Raw genomic sequence first — 23,140 nt, forward strand, 5'->3', positions numbered from 1 at the left:
CACTTATGCTTTTTATTGTTCGGTTTACTATAGGTCGCACAAGTGACAGAAAAAGTTTAAAACTGCGATAACGCGATTTTTAGCGACCATTAACATTTGATTTAAATTTTGCTTAAAAAGCGTCATTTATCGCAGATGAGTCAACTTGAAAAATGGGTTGTTTACCGACGTTGGAAATGAATTTTTACATTCTGCGACTGTGGTAACGGGAGTGGAATAAATAGCATCAATAAAATATAGGCACAAAAAAAGCCGCTCTATTGAGCGGCTTCTTTCAAATACGTCAGCGATTACGCTTCAGCAATGATGATCACTTTGATAGAAGTGATTACGTCAGAGTGAAGTTGTAAGTCGATGTCATACTCACCAGTATCACGAAGTGTACCAGTAGGTAGTTTAACTTCTGCTTTACTTACTTCAACGCCAGCAGCAGTGATTGCTTCAGCGATGTCGCGAGTACCAACAGAACCAAACAGTTTACCTTCGTCACCAGCAGGTGCTGCGATTGTAACTTCAGCAAGCTCAGCAACTTTTTCAGCGCGTGCGTTAGCAGCAGCTAGTTGCTCAGCAATTTTCGCTTCAAGTTCAGCACGACGTGCTTCAAACTTTTCAACGTTGTCTTTAGTTGCAGGAACCGCTTTACCCTGTGGGAAAAGGAAGTTACGAGCGTAACCAGACTTAACAGTCACTTGGTCGCCCAGGCCGCCTAAATTGGCGATTTTGTCTAGTAGGATGATATTCATCTTAGCTACCCCTTAAGTTCGCCAATTACTTGTGTGAATCAGTGTACGGAAGCAACGCAAGAAAACGTGCGCGCTTGATCGCAGAAGACAGCTGACGCTGATATTTTGCGCTTGTACCAGTAATACGGCTAGGGACAATTTTACCGCTCTCAGTGATGTAGTTCTTAAGAGTAGCGATATCTTTGTAATCGATTTCAGTCACACCTTCTGCAGTGAAACGGCAGAACTTACGACGTCTGAAAAAACGAGCCATGGGTGATCTCCTTAAGCGTTGTCTTCAGTGGTTTCAGTTTTCTTTTCCGCGCGTTCTTGGCGTGGAGCAGAATCGTCACGACGCTCACGACGAGGCTCTTCTTTCATCATTGGAGAAGGCTCAGTCACAGCAGTCTTAGTGCGCATAACCATGTTACGTAGGATCACGTCGTTGAAACGGAAAGCATTTTCCAATTCATCAACAGCTTCTGCAGTTGCTTCAGCATTGATTAGTACGTAGTGGGCTTTGTGCAGCTTTTCAATTGGGTAAGCCAGTTGACGACGGCCCCAATCTTCTAAACGATGAATCTGACCACCGTCTTGCTTTAGGATTGTGGTATAACGCTCGATCATACCAGGTACTTGTTCACTCTGATCAGGGTGAACCATAAATACGATTTCGTAATGACGCATTATAGCTCCTTACGGTTGTAGCCTCGACAGTACAGCCGACTGTATGGAGACAAGGAACGAATTAGGTTGGCTGTAAGGGCGCGCATTATACGCAGCAAGTACAAATTGCACAAGCATTAATCACCTTTTAAAAAGGGCTTTCATGCAACCAATTTTGTTTCACTTTAAATTTCTCTAAATTTTCACACAAATACTGTTTATTTATACAGTGATATGCGGTAGAGTTTTTGGGTCTTTAATCATTAGGGGACCTACCATGGCCATTACCACACAATATGTTGTTTCGCACAAAGGGGTAGAAAAATTGGTAACTACCGACAAAAAAGAAGCTGACCAATACGACAAAATGCTCGATGCAGCGGATAATCTTGCGACGTACATCCATGCGAAAGGGATTAAGCTGGAAAGTAGTGTAGTAGAAGAACTCACCATTCTATTGTCAAAAAACAAAGACAAAATTAGTAAAATATTTAAAGGCGCCAGTGCGCAAAGCGTATTGGAAGATGAAAGTGCAGAAGTTGTAAAACTGCAAGCCAACGGATAGGTGCCATTTCAACTCCAGGCTTCTTATATAATAATTTACCACTTCAACAGGGTGTTATTTGATAACATTACTGTGAAGCCGTATTTTGTGTAGCACTGAAAATAAGAAGCCATGAGAGGTTGAAGCAGCGTGGAAGAAAGAAATGAAATGGAGAGCTCTGTAAGCAAACCAAGGGTTGCCATTGATATCCATCACCTTCAATTTGCCTACGATAAAAACGGGGCAATAGTATTAGCTATCGATAATTGGCAGGTTCTACAGGGTGAACACGTATTTCTTTCCGGCCCTTCAGGCAGTGGTAAAAGTACCTTGCTCAACTTACTTTGCGGCACATTAACCCCGACTTCAGGAACAATTTCATTACTCGGACAACCTTTTTCTGCGTTGACAAATCGTCAACGAGACAAATTTAGAGCCAGTAATATTGGAGTAGTGTTTCAACAATTTAACCTTATTCCTTATTTATCGGTGTTACAAAATATTCAGGCGGCAGTTTACTTCGCTCCTTCAACACATTTGGACAGTCTCGCTGTCGTACAAAAAGCAAAAGATTTGCTAACAAAACTCCAATTACCATTGCGTATTCTGCATACCAAAGCGGATGCCCTGAGTATTGGTCAGCAACAGCGAGTGGCCATTGCCAGAGCGCTCATTAACGACCCAAAATTATTGATTGTTGATGAACCGACTTCCGCACTGGACGCCGATGCCCGAGACAATTTTATGTCGTTGCTAAAGGAGGTTGCGGGTAAGAGCACCATGATATTTGTCAGCCACGACCTATCACTTTCTCATTACTTTGACTGTCACTGTAAAATTTCTGAACTAACGCATTCTCCCGTTACACACCAGACTCACTCTTGTGTATCTGAAAATAAACACACACAGGAGAATGCGTAATGCTAAGCACCATTGCTATTGAAAGCCTAAAGCGCAGAAAAACAACCGCATTACTCACTCTCTTAAGTATTACCATTAGTATAAGTTTACTGCTGTGTGTCGATTTGATCCGCGGTCAGGTAAAAAGCAGTTTTACGCGAACCGTTTCCGGTGTAGATCTGATTGTAGGTGCACCGAGTGGGCAATTAAATTTATTACTTTCATCGGTGTTCAACATTGGTACACCAACACAAGGCATTGATTATCAAAGCCTTGTATCACTGAAATCCAATAAACAGGTATCGTGGATAATTCCACTTTCATTAGGCGATACACATAAAGGTTTTCGGGTTGTGGGCACCACCAATAGTTTTTTTGATCACTTTAAATACGGTGATATGCAACCGTTAGTCGTCTCAGAAGGAACAGTGTTCACACATTCCCTATCGACTGTTATTGGTTCCGACATAGCGACCGCATTGGGATATCAAGTTGGTGATAAAATCACAATCTCTCACGGTTTAGGCAATGTTTCATTTAATCATCACGACGAACACCCATTCACTGTCTCAGGTATCATAAAGAAAACAGGAACCCCGGTAGATAAAGCGGTATATGTAACCCTTCAGGGGTTGGAAGAAGCCCACGCTGGGCCGCAGATCCCCACATCGCCATTGCGGCGAAGTACACCTCGCGCACAAGACCTTCTTAGTGAGCCAGAGCACGAGCACGATGAGCATACAATCAAAGCAGACCTTTATGATAGTGAAGCATTTTCCCCTCAGTCCGTTTCAGTGGTTATGCTTGGCCTTAAGCACCGCGTGGCAGCACTACAATTACAGTATCAATTAAACCAAAGTAAAGCGCCGCCTTTAACGGCAATTTTACCGGGAATGGCGCTCGCTGAATTGTGGCAAATAATGGGTAATGTAGAAGCCTTGTTGTTAGGATTATCCAGTCTAATTGTAGTATGTGCGCTTATCGGCCTTGCAACCATGCTGTTAGCGACAATGCGAGAGCGCTATCATGAAATTGCCGTGCTGCGCACAATTGGCGCAGGTCCGTTTACGTTACTATTATTGATTCAAATTGAAGCGATGATACTTACTTTGTGTAGCGCACTAATAAGTATTGGACTGGTAGCTGGAATAATGAGTATGCTCAAACCGTGGTTAAGTACCTATGGTGTATTTTTGAGCAGCCCTCTGTTTGGTCAAAGTAGTATGATAATAATACTACTCATTTTAGGTTGTACTTATTTGGTCTCACTATTTCCCGCAATAGCGGCCTACCAACGAGGCCTGCATGCGGGTCTTAATAACAGCTAACTCCACGCGTAAATGGGAGCGTGTTACTCTCCCATCCGCTTGTCGGTGCTGAAACGCAAAATAAGTTCATGAACTTGGTTGACTGTAGCCCGTAGGTCATCACTTGCGGCCAGTGATGCTTCAGAAGCACGCTGGGTTTCCGACGCCCCATCTGCGACTTCCACCAATTGTTGATTGATGTGCTCGGCAACCGTGCTTTGCTCTTCTACTGCCGACGACATTTCCACTGTAGCATCGGCAATACCTTTAACAGCATTGTTAATCTCGTATAAGGCGCCCCGCGTTTCTTCGACTATAGCGCTACCGTGCTCTGCAGACTCAAGGCCTTCAGTTGATACTCGCACCGCTCTATCGGAGCGTTCTGCCAATTCTGAAATGATATTGTGAATTTTATCCGTAGATTCTCTTGTTTTAGATGCCAGTGTTCTGACTTCATCCGCCACCACTGCAAATCCTCTTCCTTGTTCACCCGCTCTTGCCGCTTCAATAGCGGCATTCAGTGCCAATAGATTGGTCTGTTCAGCGATAGTAGAAATAATGTTGGCAGCTTCCCCTATATCACTCGTAGACTGAGCTAGCTCGGTCACCGTAGTAGAAATAGATTCTACTGCTTTGCGCAATGCCACGATGGCCTGCATTGCTTGTTCAGCCTTTTGATTGCCAGTTTCTACGTTTTCAGCCGCTGTTTTGGCACTTTTCGCATTGCTTTCAACCCGTTCAGCCACTTCTTGAATAGCCTGACTCATTTTTGTAACGGCTGATGCGATTTGCTGAGTCGCTAAGTTTTGCTGAACAACTGCAGCACTGGTACTTTGTGCTTGTGTATGAGTGGTATTAGAGATGGCCTCCAGACTTGAAGACGCATTGTTAATTCTTGTTAAGGCCGTTCTCGTTCGCGCAAGTTCACATCCTAGCACCAGTTTGGCTCGCGCGACATGCTTTGCATCAGCAAAATAGGTTTGCGCAACCACTTCATTACTATAGCTTGTCGGACTCAGCGTTAATAACCCATTCCACTCTTTGCGCGATTTAATATCTTGCGCCACCGCCAAGGCAATCGTTCCCACCAAGCCAATACCTGCCGACACCAATCCGCCAGACAGGGCTAGCGCAACTACTGTTAAGCCACCTAACAGTAAAGTAGGCCAAACTCTTTCCACTACTTGGGTAACTTTTTGCGTTAATCCTACCGGGGACTGCCCTTTTTGAAGCCGCTGATAAACGGCAGAAGCTCGCGCAATTTCAGCGGGCGAAGCCGGCACGCGAACTGATTCATACCCAGAAATCGCGCTCCCTTCAAAGACAGGGGTCACAAAAGCTGACACCCAGTAATGATCTCCATTTTTTCTACGATTCTTAACTATGCCTAACCAGCATTTACCTGACTCAAGCGTCTGCCACATTTCCTTAAATACCGCAGGGGGCATGTCTGGATGGCGGATTAAATTGTGATTCTTACCGACAAGCTCTTCACGGCTATAACCACTGGCTTCCATAAACTCTTGATTACAATGCTGAATTACACCTCGCCTATCAGTCGACGAAATAAGACGGTGATGCTCTGGAAATTTGTACTCTTTCTGTGTAACTGGCTGATTGTTTCTCATGTCACCCTTCTTAGTTCAGTATAGTCACGTTCCATCTAGAAACTGAGCCGCTCTCTTACTCTCAACACGTACTTACCTTCCCCATACACAGGTGGTAATTATAGGTACTTGAGCATTAGTCAAGACTAGGCTAAAAAGCAGCCGCGTCTAGCCGAAATAAAAAATCCTGAAATAATACTGTTTTTCAACAAGTTATTTCAAGCACTATATACTTTCGACTAAGGGCAGTGAGACAATAACTCGCGTACCTTTTCCTTCTTCGCTAAAGATTTCTATCACACCATTATGCTCTTCGATAATGGTCATTGATATTGACATCCCCAACCCTGTTCCGTCACCGGGTGGCTTTGTAGTAAAAAAAGGCGTGAATATTTTTTCTAACACATCGGGAGACATTCCCGTCCCCTCATCTTCAACAGTAAGACTAACCTGGTTAGTCGTTTTTTCGATATGAAGAAAAATGTACTTGCCCTCTGGGGTGGCATATATTGCATTGGTTAAAAAGTTAACTAATACCTGTTGGATCTGTCCCGCATTACCTAAGAATTTTGCATCACCTTCTTTTGCTACCAGCGAAACCTGATTTTTGTAACGGTGAAGATTGTTAGTCAACCGAATAGCACTATTCATTGCCTCTATTGCACTAATCTCAACATGTTTACCTGATCCCGGATAGGAGAAGCTCCGCAGTGCTTTCACAATTTCAATTATGCGTTCAATACCGTCGAGCGATTCAACAAACATATCTGCTATTTCGTTTGCGCTCTCCTGTAACGAATACCCACGCTGAATTTCGTGAAATTTCTCTTTAATCTCACCACCAGCTAACTCGCATAGATCCCCAATGCGCATCAATGCACTTTGGTAATCGTTGAAAATTTCTTTTGCGACTACTGTATTGCTGCGCACATATCCAATTGGGTTATTGATTTCATGCGCGATGCCCGCAGCAAGCTGTCCGAGCATTGCCATTTTATCTGCACTTATCAAGCGCTCTTCCAGGTTGTCCCGGTCTTTCTTAATGGACTGAAGCTCATCTTGCTTATCATTGAGCTTGTTTTTTTTACTTTGATAACGGGAATTGAAGCTGAGGTAATGCTTAGTGGTGTCTAATACATACAGCATTTCCTCTTCAAGCTCATCATCATGGGTAAGCAAAGCAAGCCAGGCAAATTCGTTTTCTGCAATTTCATGCATAAAATGTAAGACCCGAGCTTCTTGTTGAGAGTCAGGTCGAATTACTACATTGATACACCAGTGTGAATAACTTTCCTGCAATTCGAGGGGTAATTCTTGACGCAATAAGTCAGCTAATTTAGGCGACGAAACCCATTTATTGTCTGGAGTTTGCACCTTGTCGTCTTCACCTATCAGCAGGTTGCCATCTTTAACAATAAAGGCCTTTCCACAACTTGCACCGCTAAATTCTACAGCAGATTCCAATGCGGAAAGGATAAAACCCTGACTTGTTTTAGAATCGCTAAGTTGCGAAGCAGTGCGATTGAGAAAAAGTAGATCCCGTTCTCGTTTCTTTGAGTCTTTAAGTGCTTTACGCAGTGCCTGATTAGCAAGGTAGGCGTCTTGAGAATAGGTTTCTAAAAATGCTTCGGCATTTTTTCGCGCTATTTTCTGACGTTTGAGTTGTCGCTCGAGAGAATAAATTCGGGCTTCAAGAGCAGCTATTTGCTCTTGTTCGGTGGAATACGATGAATCACTCACCTAGAAGCCCTCCACATAATTAACGCACTAATTTGTGCATGAGATAATTACATTAGTCTAGCAGTCTATCGAGCAATCGCATTACCCTTTCACTGGCTTGTTCCATTTCTATTAGTTTAGCGTCTGCTTCTGCTGCGTTGCCATTTTGTTTTGCCTGCATTGCTGCTACACCACTTTTGTGAACAGCAGCATGTGGCCCCTCTATCTCTCTGAACGTAGTGGATTGACCCACTGGCTTTGATGCATTTTCTTTGTACCAGAGACCTAAACGACAGCTAGAGTGATCGGCAAACTCTGAGATGGACTTTTGGCTGTAACCACACAAGACAGCATACACATCCGCTTTCCATACAACATGATCTAATTTCACAGTTTGGACAAATGTACTTAACGCCCCATCATTAATGGTTGTTTTCATACTGTCACAATGGCGCACCATGGTTTCGTAGCTGCTGTTTAGCTGAGTAATACCGGCTTCAAGCTGTTCATTGTTACCACGTAACTCGTTAACACCTGATACTGCCTTTGAAGTTGATTGAATAATCCCATTAACAAGCTCTGAAACCTCTGTTGCTGATTTATTCGTTTCTGTTGCTAAGGCACGCACTTCATCAGCGACCACACTGAAACCTCGTCCGGCATCACCTGCACGTGCGGCTTCAATCGCGGCATTCAAAGCTAACAAGTTAGTCTGGTCTGAAATACTGGTAATAGTAGTCACAAACTTATTAATATTGTCTGCGGTGGTAGACAAACCAGAAATGCGTTCACTCATGCTCCCCATTTGCATATTCAATCCACTCATATCGCTAACAATTTTCTTTAACGTTGCAGCAGAGATACTAAATAGCTCATTGATGTCAGACACTGAATTATTCTCTGCATCTATACGCTGATAGGTTTCCAGCACTGTTTCTCTGATACCTTCCATTTGACTAAGTGATTCAATGACACACTTCAATAAAACAGAGTTATTAGGTTCGTCGCTTTGCTGAGCGGCTTCTATAGATGCAGAAAGTGTCGCATTTTCGGCTTCTAATGCTGCAACTTTATCCATCGCCTGTTCTACGCGGGCTTCCAACTGACGAACCTGCGCCTCTTTTTCTTCGTATTTGCTGCGAGAAACAAACATATTAATTTACCAGTAGTTTATCGTTTTATTATCGATCTCCTCAGCCTAACAGAAATTCACTTTTCGTGACTATTAGCCTGAAGTCGCGTTGTTTTTGGTTATCGGCAAGTAATTGTAAAACCTGTTATTTATTTACTATATTATTTGCTTGGGATCACAAAGATACCAGCTTATAGACGTACTGACACCCTATAATAAATGAAGCATTCATATGCATATTATATTGCCCCATAAGCTTGACTCACCGTTATTACTGTTTTTAAGAAATTATGAGTGAGGGAATCATAAACCACGCATAAAATCAGATATACGCTCTTCTATATCTCATCGTGTTGGTGATCATGAGCATGCTGATGCAGGTTATCGTTATCATCACGACAAGGCTCTCCTGGCAGCTCAAATTCGATGGTGGTATGGGCCAAATTAAACGGTGCCAAAAGGCGATGAACCTCGCTTTTTAACTCACGTAACTTGTTGTTGTCGATATCGCAATCAATGACCACGTGGGCTGTCAGGACATGTTGTTCACCGTCTAACGACCAGAAATGTAAATGGTGTATTTCATCTACATGTTCAATTGTTAGCAATGCTTTGGTTATGGCTTCGCGGGTGTTTATATCTGGTACTCCCTGTAAAAAAAGCGCCATTGTTTGGATAACGTATTTCACAACATTGGTTAAAATGAACAGGGTAAACGCAATTGATAGTATTGGATCTAATATGGGCCAATCGACAAAGTGTAGAACAATGGCAACGATTAACACGGCACACCATCCCATCACATCTTCAATGAGATGCCAATTCAGCACTTTCTCATTCATCGAGCCGCCACCGTGTAACTTATATGCAGCAAGACCATTCACAAATATGCCTAGAATGGCCAGCCCAATCATACCTTCTGTCATAGGCATTTCTGGGTTTGTTATACGGGGAATGGCCTCAGACAACACCCAAATCGACCCGATCACCAAAATAGCGCCGTTAATCATTGCCCCCATCAAGCTTAATCGCTTGAAGCCGTATGAATATTTTTCAGTGGCTGACTTTTTGCCTAGCTTGCTCAAATACCACGCTAACCCAATCGACAGTGAATCACCCAAATCGTGAACGGCATCAGCCATGATAGCCACGCTGTTAGTAAGCCACCCGCCTATAAATTCAATAATGGTAAAAATAAAATTGAGCCAAAAAGCCCAACCAATACGCGTTGTATCACCGCTTTCGAGTGAGTGTTCATGAGCATGATGGTGATGGTGATGGTGATGGGACATATAAGGTGTTGTGTAAAAGATAAAACACCAAGCATACACGTAAAATGAATTTAAAATGTAGTATTAGCGTTGAATTTTTGCCTCCAATTGCATGTTGGTAACATTTAACAACTACGAGTGCCTGATGTAAACAATTGGTTAACTCTGTCGTTAACAAATCTACCAATCTTAAAACACCACCCTACAAGCCTTGAAGAACGAGGGCAAACTTTAACTCTTCTCTTTTTCATTGCCGCTTAAATGTTAATTTTTTGAGAACTGTATTGATCTTTAAGGACAGGTGTCATAATGTTATGTAAGCGCTTTCAAAAAGCGATTTTTATTTAATCCAGATTGTAAGCGCTTACATAGAAAATTAAAGACGTGGCCATCGCCGCAAGATAACAACCTAAACTCTTTGGATCAGGGCTGTAAATAATGACAAAAATAGCATCTCAACTTTCGCGGATTGCTGCCGCGTTATCAGTCACAACCCTATTTGGCTGCGGTGGTGGAGCAACAACATCTACCGATATCAATGCCGTTGACCCCGCTGAACCAGTATCTGATTGGCAACTGGTGTGGAGCGATGACTTTGATGGTACCAGTATAAATGAGGACAATTGGACCCACGAAATCAACTGCGACGGCGGTGGTAACAACGAGGCTCAGTGTTACACAGACAACGACGACAACGCGTTTGTTTCTGAAGGAAGCCTTAAAATAGTCGCCCTGCCAGCAGAAGAAGGTGCTTCTAAGCCTTATACTTCAGCCCGCCTTAACACGCGCTACAAAGCAGATTTTAAATATGGCCGAATTGAGATGCGAGCCAAATTGCCGTTTGGTCAGGGAAGCTGGCCTGCATTTTGGATGATGCCTACCGATGAAGTCTATGGTGGCTGGCCGCGTTCCGGTGAAATAGACATACTTGAAGCGGTCAACCTAAAAGCTTCTGACGCCGAAGGCAATCCAGAAAACCACATTCACGGCACCCTGCATTATGGTCAAGAGTGGCCCAATAACGATAGTTCAGGTAAGTCATACGCGCTACCAAATGGCGTAAACCCTGCTGATGATTTTCATACTTACGCCATTGAGTGGCAAGAAGGTGAAATTCGCTGGTATATGGATGGCTATTTGTTCTCAACTCAACGACGTTCAGAAGTTCGCTATAACGCCAATGGCGATGCGACTGGTTTGAGTCATAGAGGTTGGTATGCAGAGTATTACCAACAAGGTACGGGCGAGTTGACAACGTTTTGGGACAACGCACCGTTTGATCAGGAGTTCTACCTTATCCTTAATTTGGCTGTCGGTGGAAACTGGCCTGAAGCAGTCAATGAAACCGGTATTGATGCAGAGGCGTTTACTCAAGGTCAAGTATATGAAATTGATTATGTGCGTGTTTACGAGTGCGCTTCAGACCCAGAGACCGGCAAAGGCTGTGAAACCGTACGCCCTGGTTATGATTCATTAGACGATGCATTGGTTGAGGGCGCCGCGCCAATCCCGTCTCCACCTTCAACTGGCATTGCACAGAACCTGACTATTTTTGACGGCACGCCTAATCCAAACTGGCCTGCGTGGGACTGTTGCGGAGGCACGACTCCAACATTGGTAGAAGATGCAGAAGTGGGACAGGTCTTCGAATTCTCCATTGGTGAAGCTCCTACGGTAATGGGGTTTATTAGCCGAGGCGAATTTATCACCGACCCTGACGGTAAAGCATCCCCTTTTGACGCATCACCAATGGAAGAAACCGGCAGTGTAAAATTCGATTTAAAAGTGGTTTCTCTACCGAATAACTCTACAACTAACTGGCTCTTTAAGATTGAGAGCAGTGACGGGTCAACAGCAGCTGAACTTCCTTTAATGGATGGCTACGCAGGCCCTGCTGAAACCGCTGGCACCACCCCACAACAGGGAATATGGGAAAGCTATGAGTTTCCTTTAAGTACACTGGCCGCTGCGGGTTTAGATACCAGTGCAATTGACGTGGTTATGGTCTTTCCTGCCTGGGATACGGGCAATGGTGCCGTATACCGTATGGCAAATGTAGAAATTTCCCAAGAAGGTGGTGCATCGTATCCTGAATTGGTTATTTTTGAAGATGCGCAGAACCCAGATTGGCCAATGTGGGATTGCTGCGGTGGCTCAACGCCCACCGAAGAAATGGATGACGAAGCGCATGGTTTGACCGCCCAATTCAGTATTGGCGCTGAGCCTACCGTAATGGGCTTTATTACCCGTCCCGCATCCGGTGGCGGTGACAAGCCATTTGATGCCACTGCGTTAGCCGATGGTGGGCTATTGCAGTTTGATATGCGCGTAGTAAGTGCCCCCAATAATGCCGATGCCCCCTGGTTGTTTAAAGTTGAATCTAATGATGCCTCAACAGCCGTAGAGCTACCCTTAACGGAAAGTGCAGAGGGGCAGGCGCCCGTTGAAGGTGAGTGGCAAACCTATACCTTTCCTATTTCTTTATTGCAGGCTCGCGGCCTTGATATCAGCGCCATTGACGTGATCATGGTATTTCCTGCCTGGGGATCAGGTGAAGGTGCGATATACCGTCTTGATAACGTGAAAATTTACCACCCAGATAGTGGTGAATCGGCATCGGGTGGCATTACCTTGTTTGCTGATAGCGCGGCTGAGCAATGGTCCATATGGGATTGTTGCGGCGGCTCGACACCTACTGAAGAAGTGGATGATAGTGAGCACGGCACAGTCGCAGAATTCCGCATTGGCGGCACACCTACAGTAATGGGATTCCTTGCCGATGAAGGTCACTCTTACGATGCCTCTGCGTTACTTTCTAATGGCGTAGTGCGCTTTGAAATGAAAGTCAGCGCCTTACCCAACGAAGCGTCTGCCCCATGGTTATTTAAAATCGAGTCCATTGGCGCCTCTACCGCCGTCGAGTTACCTCTTTCTGCCAGTCTTGAAGGTGCAGATCCGGTTGCTGGAGAGTGGCAAACCTACACCTTTACCTTACAAGCGCTTTTTGATGCAGGTCTAGATATCAGTGCCATCAACGTCATCATGATGTTCCCAGCTTGGGGACAGGGTGAAGGCGCAGTATATCGCATTGATAACCTTGAAATCACAGCGCAATAACAAAGCAACTGACGCGTCGAAATATATCGGGCGTCAGTATTTAATTGATAAGAATTTAGTAGGGCAATTATGAAACACACAACTTTTAAAAAGACCCAGCTTGCCGCGTCAATGGCTTTGTTGTTGGGCTCAACCGTCGCACTTCCAGCTTATGCACAAGATCCATCTTCTGCGCCTTTAGAAGATGACGTAGAAGTCATTCAAGTGAGTGGTATTCGCGGTAGTATGATGCGCTCCATGGATCTAAAACGCAGCTCCAATGGTGTAGTCGACGCCATTTCTGCCGAAGAATTAGGCAAATTCCCTGACACTAACTTGGCTGAAGCACTACAACGCATTACCGGGGTGACTATCAGTCGTTCGAATGGTGAAGGGAGTGAAATTACCGTTCGGGGCTTTGGCCCAGAGTTTAACTTAATTACGCTTAATGGCCGTCAAATGCCAGGTACGGGTTTTACGCGTTCATTTAACTTAGCAAACCTCTCTTCAGAGGGCGTTAATACACTTGAGCTACACAAAACAGCCCGCGCAGAAAATCCCAGTGGTGGCCTTGGAGCAACTGTCAACATCATTACCATGAAGCCGTTGGCACAATCTGGACAAAATGCCACTATTTCATTAAAAGGCATTTACGACTCATCCAATGAAGAAGGTGACGACGTCACTCCCGAGATAGCAGGTGTTTACACCAACACCTTTGCAGATGACATGTTTGGCTTTGGTCTTTCCTTTTCCCATCAGGAGCGAGATTTTCAACAACAGGCCGCTAGTATTCAAGGTTGGCAGTTGCAACAAAATAGTGCCCTTCCAGAACTAGACCCTGAAAACGTTATCGATAATCGCAGCAAGATTACTGACGTGGCTTTCTTCCCCAAAGACATGAATTACAGTATCAGTGATGTGCAAAGAGAACGTTCAAACGCACAGGCTACGTTTCAATTTCGACCGGTTGACAACTTCACGGCCACTCTCGATTACACGGCATCACGGGCGACAACGGGCACCAACACAATAGGTTGGGGTGTGTGGAACAACTTTGGCGCCAATATCAACGCCTATGAACTTGATGAAAACGGAACAGCTTTGTACGCTGATATCAGCGGTGATGACGCTTCCTTTACTGCCAATCGTGATACCACACAGGTGGATGCACGCTCTGTAGGGTTAAACCTGGACTGGGCGGTCAATGAAGATTGGCACTTTAGTCTCGACTACCATGACTCTTACAACAAGATCGACAATGGGCATGACAAAGGTCTCGGCAGTTCGGGGCAGATCATTCTTGGCTCGAACCAATTAGAGTCAAAAGTGTATGACTTCCGCGAAGGCGAGATCCCACAAGTTTTCGTCAACTGGAATAACGGCACGAATGAAATATTGCCCAGCGAAATTGATTCTAATTTCAGTCAGTTCATTTACTCACCAGGACGCTCTGATATTCAACAGCTGCAATTCGATGGCACCTGGTATAACGGACAATTTGATATTCCGTTAGTGAAAGTTGATTTCGGGGTTGCCCGAACGGAACAAGCATTGTCGGGATTTGAAGCGTGGAGTGGGTTGCGCGGCGGCCCGGGCTTTAGTCCGTCTTTCACGGAAATATTCCCCGACAGTATGTTTGTGCGACACGATACTTCTGGCTTCCTTGACGCCTTTGACGGTGGCGGTGCAAGCATGAACCCAGGGTACTACTACACGTACGATTTTGATGAAGCGTTAACACGCCAGTTGGCATACATCACTGCCGACGTCGTCGGTGAGAGTAATGCATACTCTATCGATCCCTATTTTACTGGTCTACCTTCGGTGAGCAATGTAGAAGAAATCACCGACTCTATTTATGTGCAAACTGAGTGGGATTTCGAGGTGGGTAATTACTATGTTCAGGTCAATGCCGGCGTTCGTTACGAAGAAACCGAAGTGCCCAGCTCGGCTGAAGTTAGAGTACCAAGACAAGTCAATTGGGTGGCGGCTTCAGAGTGGATTACTCAATTCGAAGAAGGCTTGCAAGTACAAGACTTCACCGGTGAGTACGATGTGCTACTGCCTATGTTCGATATTAGAGTTGATTTAACCGATGATATTGTTGCGCGCTTCTCGTGGGGCAAATCAATTACTCGTGCTCCGATTGGTTTATTACAAGGTGCACTATCGTTCAGCGGCAGCCCCAAAATTGGGGCGCGTACTGCATCTTCTGGAAACACCAGTCTACTGCCCTTTGAATCAAGCAATCTAGACCTGTCATTCGAATGGTATTACGACGAAGCCAGTTACGCATCTATCGGTTTGTTCAGGAAGTCAGTAGAAAACTATATCACCACTACGGGACAAGATAGGCAGTTCGAAGGATTGCATGACATTTATCAGGGGCCACGATGGAATGAAGCTGTTAATGCGCTTCAAGCGGCGGGGGTTCAAGCCACAGATAGTGCAATTTACGATTACTTCTTAGAAAACGGGTATGCCGATGAAAATGGCGTAATAACCCCCAATGCCAACGACCCACTTATTACCTGGCGTACCACTCAACCTGGTAACTCAAGCGATGCAAAAACAGTTGAAGGGATTGAGCTTGCTGTTCAACATACCTTTGGTGATACCGGTTTCGGTTTTGGTGCTAATGCAACGATTGTGGATGGCGACGTTGAGTACGACCCGTACAACCTTGAAGAGCAAGATCCTTTAGTGGGGATCAGTGACTCAGCAAACTTCCAGATTTTCTATGAAAAAGAAGGTCTATCGGTGAAAGTGACTTATGCTTGGCGCTCTGATTACGTGGTTGGTATTGGTCAGTCACAAGGTTCATCAGACAACCCTGCAACACAATTTGATACCTTCGGACAAGTGGATGCCAGTGTGAACTATGACGTCAATGAAAACCTGACGATCTTCTTAGAAGGGGTGAATATTAACGATGAAACTGAGCGTGGCTACGGCCGCTTTGAAGAGCAGTTCTTATTTGCTCGTCAATATGGTCCTCGTTACACGCTAGGTGCTAGGTATACATTCTGATTGCATTTTTGAAAATTACGTAAGCCGCCTTTAGGCGGCTTTTTCATTTCAATTTGCGCTTTTTCCAATCTGTTTTCACACCGCCGTTATATGTTTCCCAGCTTTTATCATTGGTATAGAATAACAATCTGAAGATTGATTTTCTTAATTACACACAAAACAAGGGACTACTGTGAACAACATACAACGTACCAAAATTCTCTCTGCAATTTCACTTATCACAGCATTAAGCATTACCGTTGGGTGCGCGACAACCTCATCAAAAGTTGTCGAAACCCCTAAAGTTAACAGTTATAACACCCAATACACCGGTGAAAAGAAGAAGCTGGTGGTAGGCCAATTTGTAAATCGTTCTAGTTTCCAAAACGGTATTTTCTCCAACGGTCAAGATCGCCTGGGTAGTCAGGCAAAAACGTCGTTAATGAGCCACCTTCAGCAAACCAACCGCTTTAGTGTACTCGACAGAGATAACATGAACCTTCTGGCAGAAGAAGCTCAGCGCACTGGCACAGAACAAAATATTTCTGGGGCTCGGTTTGTCATTACCGGCGATGTCACTGAATTTGGCAGAAAGGCCATCGGCGATAAACAGTTGTTCGGCATTTTAGGCAAAGGAAAATCTCAAATCGCCTATGCTAAGGTCACATTAAACGTAGTAGACGTGACAACATCAGAAGTGGTGTATTCTGTCGCTGGTGCAGGTGAATACAGTCTTTCTGAACGAGAAGTCATCGGATTCGGGAGTACTGCAAGTTACGACGCTACACTCAATGGCAAGGTGCTGGATTTAGCCATTAGGGAATCGGTCAATAACCTAGTTAACGGCATTGAATCTGGGGCGTGGAAAATTTAATGATGATCAAAATTTTCACGGCTATAACGCTGACTTTGGCAGTGGTGGGTTGTAAAACCACCGCCCCCCTGTATTACTACGGTGACTACAACAAAGCCGTTTACAGTTATTTTAAAGGTGAAGACTCAACGTTAGAGGAACAAATCTCGGCACTCAAACTAACTATTGAGAACGCCGCAGCGAAAGGCAGAAATATTGCCCCAGGGATCCATGCGCATCTTGGCATGTTGTATTTCGAAACAGGTAATCCTCAGCAGGGTGAGTTGCACTTTCAAACAGAAAAGCAATTGTTCCCAGAATCAACTCAATACATTGATTTCTTGCTGAATTCAGCAAAGGGAGTATAAATCATGACTATTCGCTTCATTACTGTCATTGTAGCGTTGGTATTGCTGTCAGGCTGTGTCAGTTTGCCACCTGCCCATGACTACTCCCATTTTAAAGCCTCTGATCCAAAGTCAGTGATTATTTTACCCCCACTGAACAATACACCGGAAGTCGTTGCGCCTTATAGTGTGATGACTCAGCTTGCGACGCCAATAGCAGAATCTGGTTATTACGTTTTCCCAGTGGCGATGGTCAATCAAACCTTTGTTAATAACGGTCTAACCGAAGCCTCAGACATTCATGCCGTACCTACCGCTAAATTAAAAGAGATATTTGGCGCAGATACTGGGCTTTACGTAACTATCGAAGATTACGGTACGAGCTATGTCGTCATAGCGAGTGAGACAAGAGTAAGCGTAACGGCATCGCTTCTCGACCTGCAATCAGGCCAAGTCATTTGGACTGGCACCGCAAGCGCATCCAGTGCCGAACAGCAAAACAACAACAGCGGGGGGCTGGTGGGTATGTTAGTTCACGCAGCCGTTAATCAAATCTTCGAAACGGTGACTGACAAAGGGTTTGAAATAGCAGCTATAACCTCTTCACGTCTGCTCTCAGCAGATGGCTATAATGGGTTGCTGTATGGCCCGCGCTCTCCGAAATACGGGCAACCTGTTACCAGTCAGAAACAAAAATAGTTCGCTGTCGCTGCAAGACACTAAATAACAAAGACAACGCCGCTTAGTTACTTACGCGGCGTTAATTGATGTCTCAGTTACATTTACTCACACTTTAATCTGTTACTTTTAAGTCAATCGGAAGTAAATTGAACATTAGCTAGGTTAAGTGACGGATATAACAGTATTACGCTTAACCACAATAATGCAGATTCTAGCTTATTAATAACATTACTGTTTTGGTTGAATTGGGTATGAGAACGTGTATTATCCACCGCTCAAAGTAGTAACATACTAACAAAAATCAAAAAATTACGGATAATTAGCTGTTCATGGAAGGAATAAGATTTTTCCTCGTCGTTTCCATACTTTTTCTGTCGCAAAACGCAATCTCTGCCGATGCTCAGCATTCGATAGAAGCTACGTCTAAGTCTCACCAATGGTTGTCCTTATTACACTATGAGAAGTCATTTTTAGGCGCTACCGAATCGGCTATCCAAACACCTGACTTCTTTTACTCACCAACGGGAAATACAGATCCTTTGGCCGAGTTAACGGCTACCCTTAACAAATTCCAACAGAACCCAGAGCAACAATGTAAATTCCCTGCAAGAGCCCTATTTATAGAGCAAAACATTCAGGCTTTACCACAGGTTGAATGCAATCAATTTGAATCGTTTGTATCCCACATTCACGCTCAAAGCGTTAGCTTAATTTACGCCTCCGGTTATTTAGGTAATCCAGCCAGTATGTATGGCCATGTTTTTTTAAAATTCAACAACGAAACTCAAAGCCACTTGTTAGATAACACATACAATTACGGGGCTCGCTACCCGCAAAATGAACATCCTATTGCTTATATTGTAAATGGTATTTTTGGTGGTTATGAGGGTTACTTCGCTAATCAGAAATACCATCATCAGACACTTACCTACACCGAAAATGAGTTGAGAGACCTCTGGGAATACACCTTAGCATTGGAGCCTGAGCAAATTACACTGTTACTGGCTCACTTATGGGAACTCGAACAAGTTCCCATGACCTATTACTTCTTCAAACAAAATTGCGCTTATCAAATAGCACATTTGCTCAGTTTAGTAACAGGTCAATCTCATTTAAGCAGTGGCAAGACGTGGGTTATGCCCTTTGATATAATCAACACTATTGAGAAAAGCACCCCACAACTTATTAGGGGCATCCGGTTCCACCCTTCACGTCAAGAAGCCTTGTACGCCAAGTATTCTCAGTTATCAAAAGATGAGCGGGCTGTTCTTGAAAATGCGTTAAAACACCCACCGTCGACACCATCCTTGTTGTTAACGTTGAACGATCAACAAGCAAAACGTGTTATCGACACGGCATTTGACTATTTTGCTTATGTTGAACAAAAAAGCTCTGAACACCAAGCCCAGATGCTGGCGAATCAAAAAGACGTTTTTGTAAATGCTAGGTTTATGTTACCTCCTGGTAAAAGTGATTTTGCTTTACTTTCTCCACCGCCGCCCCATGAAGCTCAAGACACAACTCTCGTCCAAATGGGCTTCAAGTACAACGATAATTACGGCACAGAAGCAACGCTTCGATTTCGCGCTAATTACTATGACTTGCTAACATTAAATTCCGCTCGTATCCCTTTTTCTGAACTATCTACTTTTGATCTTACTATTAGTGTTGCACGGGATGGCGATACGCACCTAGCCAATCTTGATCTATTAAAAATAACCAATCTCAATACCGCAAAAACAGGTCTTCCCAATGACACAGGCATGGCTTGGAAACTATCTACCGGATATCGCGATATGTCACTCAACCATCGCAGCGGTGCATTGTATGTAGAGGGGCTGATAGGAAAAAGTATTACCCCAACATCGAATTTGGCGCTGTATGGAGGTGGAACTTCCACACTAACCAGTAAAAACAACCTTGGTGGCTATATCGCAGTAGGCGCCGAGATTGGTGGCGTGGCTAACGTCGCACCACATTATGCCTTGTCCTTCAGCATAGGACATCAGAGGTATATTAATGATCCTGAACAAACGCGAACCTATGCAAAATGGGAACAGCGTTTTTTGAATCACAAACAATTCGATATCAGGACATTAGTTAAGTATGACGATGGGGTTGAGTACTCAATTTCTTTGTCACACTACTTTTAACTAAAACTATAAAACTAAAATGGAGTTTTAAATGAAAAAGATTGCTTCTATAGCTATCGCAGTAGCCGCCTTATCTTCAAACGCGTTCGCGCAAGATACCGTTGAAAATATTAACCCTTGGAAACACTGTGGTATTGGTGCAGCCATTTTTGACGACAACGGTGCCGCAGCTGCTATTTCTAATATAATTTGGGACTTGGGTACTACTGCAATTACATCAAAAGTTTCTTCTGAAGATTCATGTAGTGGTAAACGCACTAAAGTTGCGTTATTCATTCAAGATAACTTTGACGCTGTGTTAGAACAAACCGCAATGGGTGAAGGTGAGCATGTAAACGCCATGCTTGAAATCCTAGAAGTCGCTGACGCCAATAAAGCTAGCATAATTGCAAGTGTGCGCAGTGCAGTAAATGCTAACACGCAGCCAGAAGCTTATTACAACGCTGTTATTGCAGCGATCTAATACGCAATTTACTGAGTTAAAAAACGTCGCCTAGGTCTCCTATGGCGACGTTTTTTTACATTTACAATTTGGTATAAACGTATTTAATACCGCGTAAATAGCGTTAATTAGGATTGCAGGTAATACTAGCTTGCTTAGCCAAGTTAGGCGTGAACTGAATTTCTGCCACACTGAGACTTACCTTTCCAGCAGTGCCCAATTCAAAAGGAACGACCAACCCTGTAAAATTGATGCCTTCATTTACAAAGCATTGTAGGTCCACACTCACATTCTGCCAGCTATCAAGTGGCATGGCTTGCAGTTGCTCACTAATATCAATGCGCGCAGCACAACTACCCGGTGCATCGCCTTCACCTTCACAGTTCATACCGATGGTGACCGGAGTGTTGATATCAGAATGACGACTAATCTGTAAACTCAGCGCCGCGTTGTTTAGTAATTGCCCACTCATATCCTCTCGAAAGAAGCTCTTGCTGGCAAAACGCATAACCGCATACTCGCTACCATCAAATGTTACTTTTCGGGCATCTTCTTGCACGTTTTTGTCAACAGTTCTATATGTCAACGCCCCTACACTATGTGTGCTGGCGTTGACTAATACAGACTTTTTCCCTGAATTTAACCACAACACCCATGGTGCCGTTACCGAGCCTGCTAAAATTGTCACCGGCGCTTGGTCATCCGAATTCGACGTAACTTTTGTATCCAATGTGTCACTCAAGGTGTTGGCATCTGTTAGCGTTAATCCAAAACCAAAGGGAAGCAGCGGCGCGTAGTCTTCGTCACCGATATTGACCACTTGCTGTGGAGTCGCTGGCCACGAAAAGGGCAATTTTCCCTTAAAGTCGTGTTGCCCAAACAGTACATCGGCTACCGCTGCACCTTCTGAACCGGGTAACCAGGCCGCCACAAAAGCGTCAGAGGCATTTAATTCAGCATTGACCCACATAGGTCGACCACTAATAAAAACTGAAACTACAGGAATGCCCTGAGCTTGGAGTTTTTCTAATAGAGCCAAATCACGCTTGTTTCCATGCTGATAAATGAGCGTTTCTCTGTCCCCATGGCCTTCTGCATAGGGCTCTTCACCAAACACGACTACGGCGACATCGGGTCGTGTTTTGAACTCCCCTTCTTCTGACAGTTCCGCTTTACCGCCTGCCTGTGATGTGTATTTTTCAATGCCATCAAAAATAGACGTACCACCCGGAAAGTCCTCGTTAGTATTATTAGTGCCCTGCCAGGTAATACTCCACCCACCGGATTGCTTACCGATATTATGTGCGCCATCTCCCGCCACTAAAATACGGGCGTTAGCAGACAGTGGTAAGGTTTGGTTTTTATTTTTTAGCAATACCAACGACTCGCGCACTGCCTGTCTGGCAACATCTCGATGCTCTTGGTTTCCGATAAGCGATTGATCGGCTGCCAGAGGACGAATTGCTGGACTGGGCTTTTCAAATAAACCTGCGCGCACTTTGACGCGTAAAATACGGCGAACCGCATCATCAATGCGCGACATGGGGATAGTACCATCGTTTACCTGAGCGAGCGTATTGTCATACAGTGCTTTCCAGTCGTTGGGTACCATAAAAATATCTAAACCAGCATTGATTGCTTGAGGGCAACTTTCGTTATTGCACCCTTCAACCTGCCCGTGACCATTCCAATCACCTACCACGAAACCATCAAAGCCCATCTGCTCTTTTAATACATCAGTGAGCAAGTATTTGTGTCCGTGAAGTTTTTCTCCATGCCAACTGTTAAACGACGCCATGACTGACTGTGCCCCTGCCGTCAGTCCACCTACGTAGCCTTGCGCGTGAATATCAAAAAGCGCCTGCTCAGTAGCGATGTTATTGCCTTGGTCATCTCCTCCCACGGTGCCGCCATCACCGACAAAATGCTTAACCGTACTGATTACACGTTGTTCACTTAAAAAGTCTTCGTTTGCATCGCCTTGTAACCCTCTGACGACTGCTGCGGCATATTCACGTACAATGGCTGGATCTTCTGAATAGCTTTCATAGGTTCTCCCCCAGCGATCATCGCGCACCACCGCCACAGTCGGCGCAAATACCCAATCGATTCCAGTAGCCATGACTTCTCTGGCAGTGGCATGAGCAATACGCTCCATCAGTTCAGGATTATTGGCTGCGCCCAGACCGATATTATGTGGAAACAAGGTTGCGCCTATCACATTGTTATGACCGTGTACTGCATCAGTACCCCACATAGTGGGGATTGATGAGCCATCTATACTGTCATCTATCGATGCCTGATAAAGAGACTCAGCCAGTGCTATCCAATCTTCTGGCGTGGCATGTTTGTTATTATTAGGAAACGCGCCACCTCCATTTAAGTATGAGCCGAACCCATACGTACGCATATCGTCCACGGTGATATTGCGAATTTCAGGCTGGATCATCTGCGCCACTTTTTGCTCAATCGTCATAGAAGACAGTAGGTTTTCGACCTTGTCTTCAACCTCGGGGGTCGCTGTTACTTCAATTTCCAATTTAGGCCAAACCAACGCCGCGTTGTTTTCTGTTGCCGCAGACTGATTTTGTTCATTTTGCGCCTCTTTTTCTGGTACTGAACAGGCGCTGAGCAGAGCACTGACAAAAGCCCCGGTAACTACTTTCGCGATAGTGTGTTTTCGCATGT

Annotated in this window: 18 protein-coding genes; 10 read left to right on the forward strand and 8 right to left on the reverse strand. The window is 44.5% G+C overall.

The window, feature by feature from the left end; genetic code table 11:
* Nucleotides 1-290: 290 nt before the first annotated feature.
* From rplI to rpsF, 3 genes are read right to left on the reverse strand one after another with little or no spacing between them, the layout of a single operon-like run.
* Nucleotides 291-743 (reverse strand): 50S ribosomal protein L9, encoded by a 453-nt coding sequence (rplI, locus tag ACMCM8_RS15210; protein ID WP_412723436.1) that lies wholly within the window; start codon nt 741-743, stop codon nt 291-293.
* A 25-nt stretch (nt 744-768) separates the two neighbouring features.
* Nucleotides 769-996 (reverse strand): 30S ribosomal protein S18, encoded by a 228-nt coding sequence (gene rpsR, locus ACMCM8_RS15215; RefSeq protein WP_012519954.1) that lies wholly within the window; start codon nt 994-996, stop codon nt 769-771.
* 11 nt (nt 997-1,007) lie between these two features.
* A complete protein-coding gene (gene rpsF / locus ACMCM8_RS15220; protein WP_412723437.1) occupies nt 1,008-1,409 on the reverse strand; it encodes a 30S ribosomal protein S6 in 402 nt (133 codons plus the stop codon).
* A 256-nt stretch (nt 1,410-1,665) separates the two neighbouring features.
* On the opposite strand from rpsF, the gene ACMCM8_RS15225 reads away from it, so the two are divergent.
* The 3 genes from ACMCM8_RS15225 to ACMCM8_RS15235 all read left to right on the forward strand — a co-directional run bounded on the left by ACMCM8_RS15225 (nt 1,666) and on the right by ACMCM8_RS15235 (nt 4,160).
* Complete coding sequence (locus ACMCM8_RS15225) at nt 1,666-1,953, forward strand: YebG family protein (RefSeq protein WP_412723438.1); 288 nt, start codon at nt 1,666-1,668, stop codon at nt 1,951-1,953.
* Nucleotides 1,954-2,100: 147 nt separating this feature from the next.
* Nucleotides 2,101-2,853, forward strand: coding sequence for an ABC transporter ATP-binding protein (locus ACMCM8_RS15230; RefSeq protein ID WP_412727740.1), 753 nt, complete (start codon nt 2,101-2,103; stop codon nt 2,851-2,853).
* Nucleotides 2,853-4,160, forward strand: a complete 1,308-nt coding sequence (locus ACMCM8_RS15235) for an ABC transporter permease (protein ID WP_412723439.1) — start codon at nt 2,853-2,855, stop codon at nt 4,158-4,160. The genes ACMCM8_RS15230 and ACMCM8_RS15235 overlap by 1 nt, the downstream gene beginning before the upstream one ends.
* A gap of 23 nt (nt 4,161-4,183) precedes the next feature.
* Here ACMCM8_RS15235 and ACMCM8_RS15240 read toward each other — a convergent pair whose 3' ends face one another.
* The 4 genes from ACMCM8_RS15240 to ACMCM8_RS15255 form a co-directional block, all read right to left on the reverse strand.
* Nucleotides 4,184-5,767 carry a methyl-accepting chemotaxis protein gene (locus tag ACMCM8_RS15240; protein ID WP_412723440.1) on the reverse strand — a complete coding sequence of 528 codons (1,584 nt, stop codon included), beginning with the start codon at nt 5,765-5,767 and terminating at the stop codon, nt 4,184-4,186.
* Between the two features lie 204 nt (nt 5,768-5,971).
* A complete protein-coding gene (locus ACMCM8_RS15245) occupies nt 5,972-7,486 on the reverse strand; it encodes a sensor histidine kinase (protein ID WP_412723441.1) in 1,515 nt (504 codons plus the stop codon).
* A gap of 52 nt (nt 7,487-7,538) precedes the next feature.
* Nucleotides 7,539-8,618 (reverse strand): methyl-accepting chemotaxis protein, encoded by a 1,080-nt coding sequence (locus ACMCM8_RS15250; protein WP_412723442.1) that lies wholly within the window; start codon nt 8,616-8,618, stop codon nt 7,539-7,541.
* Nucleotides 8,619-8,935: 317 nt separating this feature from the next.
* Nucleotides 8,936-9,889, reverse strand: coding sequence for a cation diffusion facilitator family transporter (locus tag ACMCM8_RS15255; protein ID WP_412723443.1), 954 nt, complete (start codon nt 9,887-9,889; stop codon nt 8,936-8,938).
* A gap of 417 nt (nt 9,890-10,306) precedes the next feature.
* On the opposite strand from ACMCM8_RS15255, the gene ACMCM8_RS15260 reads away from it, so the two are divergent.
* From ACMCM8_RS15260 to ACMCM8_RS15290, 7 genes are all read left to right on the forward strand, one after another.
* Nucleotides 10,307-12,985, forward strand: coding sequence for a family 16 glycosylhydrolase (locus tag ACMCM8_RS15260; protein WP_412723444.1), 2,679 nt, complete (start codon nt 10,307-10,309; stop codon nt 12,983-12,985).
* A 69-nt stretch (nt 12,986-13,054) separates the two neighbouring features.
* A complete protein-coding gene (locus ACMCM8_RS15265; protein ID WP_412723445.1) occupies nt 13,055-15,997 on the forward strand; it encodes a TonB-dependent receptor in 2,943 nt (980 codons plus the stop codon).
* 181 nt (nt 15,998-16,178) lie between these two features.
* Nucleotides 16,179-16,850 (forward strand): CsgG/HfaB family protein, encoded by a 672-nt coding sequence (locus ACMCM8_RS15270; RefSeq protein ID WP_412727742.1) that lies wholly within the window; start codon nt 16,179-16,181, stop codon nt 16,848-16,850.
* On the forward strand, nt 16,850-17,197 hold the full coding sequence (locus ACMCM8_RS15275) for a DUF4810 domain-containing protein (protein WP_412723446.1): 348 nt from the start codon (nt 16,850-16,852) through the stop codon (nt 17,195-17,197). The genes ACMCM8_RS15270 and ACMCM8_RS15275 overlap by 1 nt, the downstream gene beginning before the upstream one ends.
* 3 nt (nt 17,198-17,200) lie before the next feature.
* On the forward strand, nt 17,201-17,875 hold the full coding sequence (locus ACMCM8_RS15280) for a DUF799 domain-containing protein (RefSeq protein ID WP_412723447.1): 675 nt from the start codon (nt 17,201-17,203) through the stop codon (nt 17,873-17,875).
* 311 nt (nt 17,876-18,186) lie between these two features.
* The gene (locus tag ACMCM8_RS15285) at nt 18,187-20,010 is read left to right on the forward strand and encodes an Lnb N-terminal periplasmic domain-containing protein (RefSeq protein WP_412723448.1); all 1,824 of its coding nucleotides are present in this window, start codon (nt 18,187-18,189) and stop codon (nt 20,008-20,010) included.
* Between the two features lie 31 nt (nt 20,011-20,041).
* The gene (locus tag ACMCM8_RS15290) at nt 20,042-20,473 is read left to right on the forward strand and encodes a DUF3015 family protein (protein ID WP_412723449.1); all 432 of its coding nucleotides are present in this window, start codon (nt 20,042-20,044) and stop codon (nt 20,471-20,473) included.
* 103 nt (nt 20,474-20,576) lie between these two features.
* On the opposite strand, the gene ACMCM8_RS15295 is transcribed toward ACMCM8_RS15290, so the two are convergent.
* Nucleotides 20,577-23,138, reverse strand: a complete 2,562-nt coding sequence (locus ACMCM8_RS15295; protein WP_412723450.1) for a glycoside hydrolase family 3 protein — start codon at nt 23,136-23,138, stop codon at nt 20,577-20,579.
* Between the last annotated feature and the right edge of the window lie 2 nt (nt 23,139-23,140).

Origin of the sequence: Alteromonas sp. D210916BOD_24 (genome assembly GCF_047159385.1) — a bacterium.
Lineage (GTDB): Bacteria > Pseudomonadota > Gammaproteobacteria > Enterobacterales > Alteromonadaceae > Alteromonas.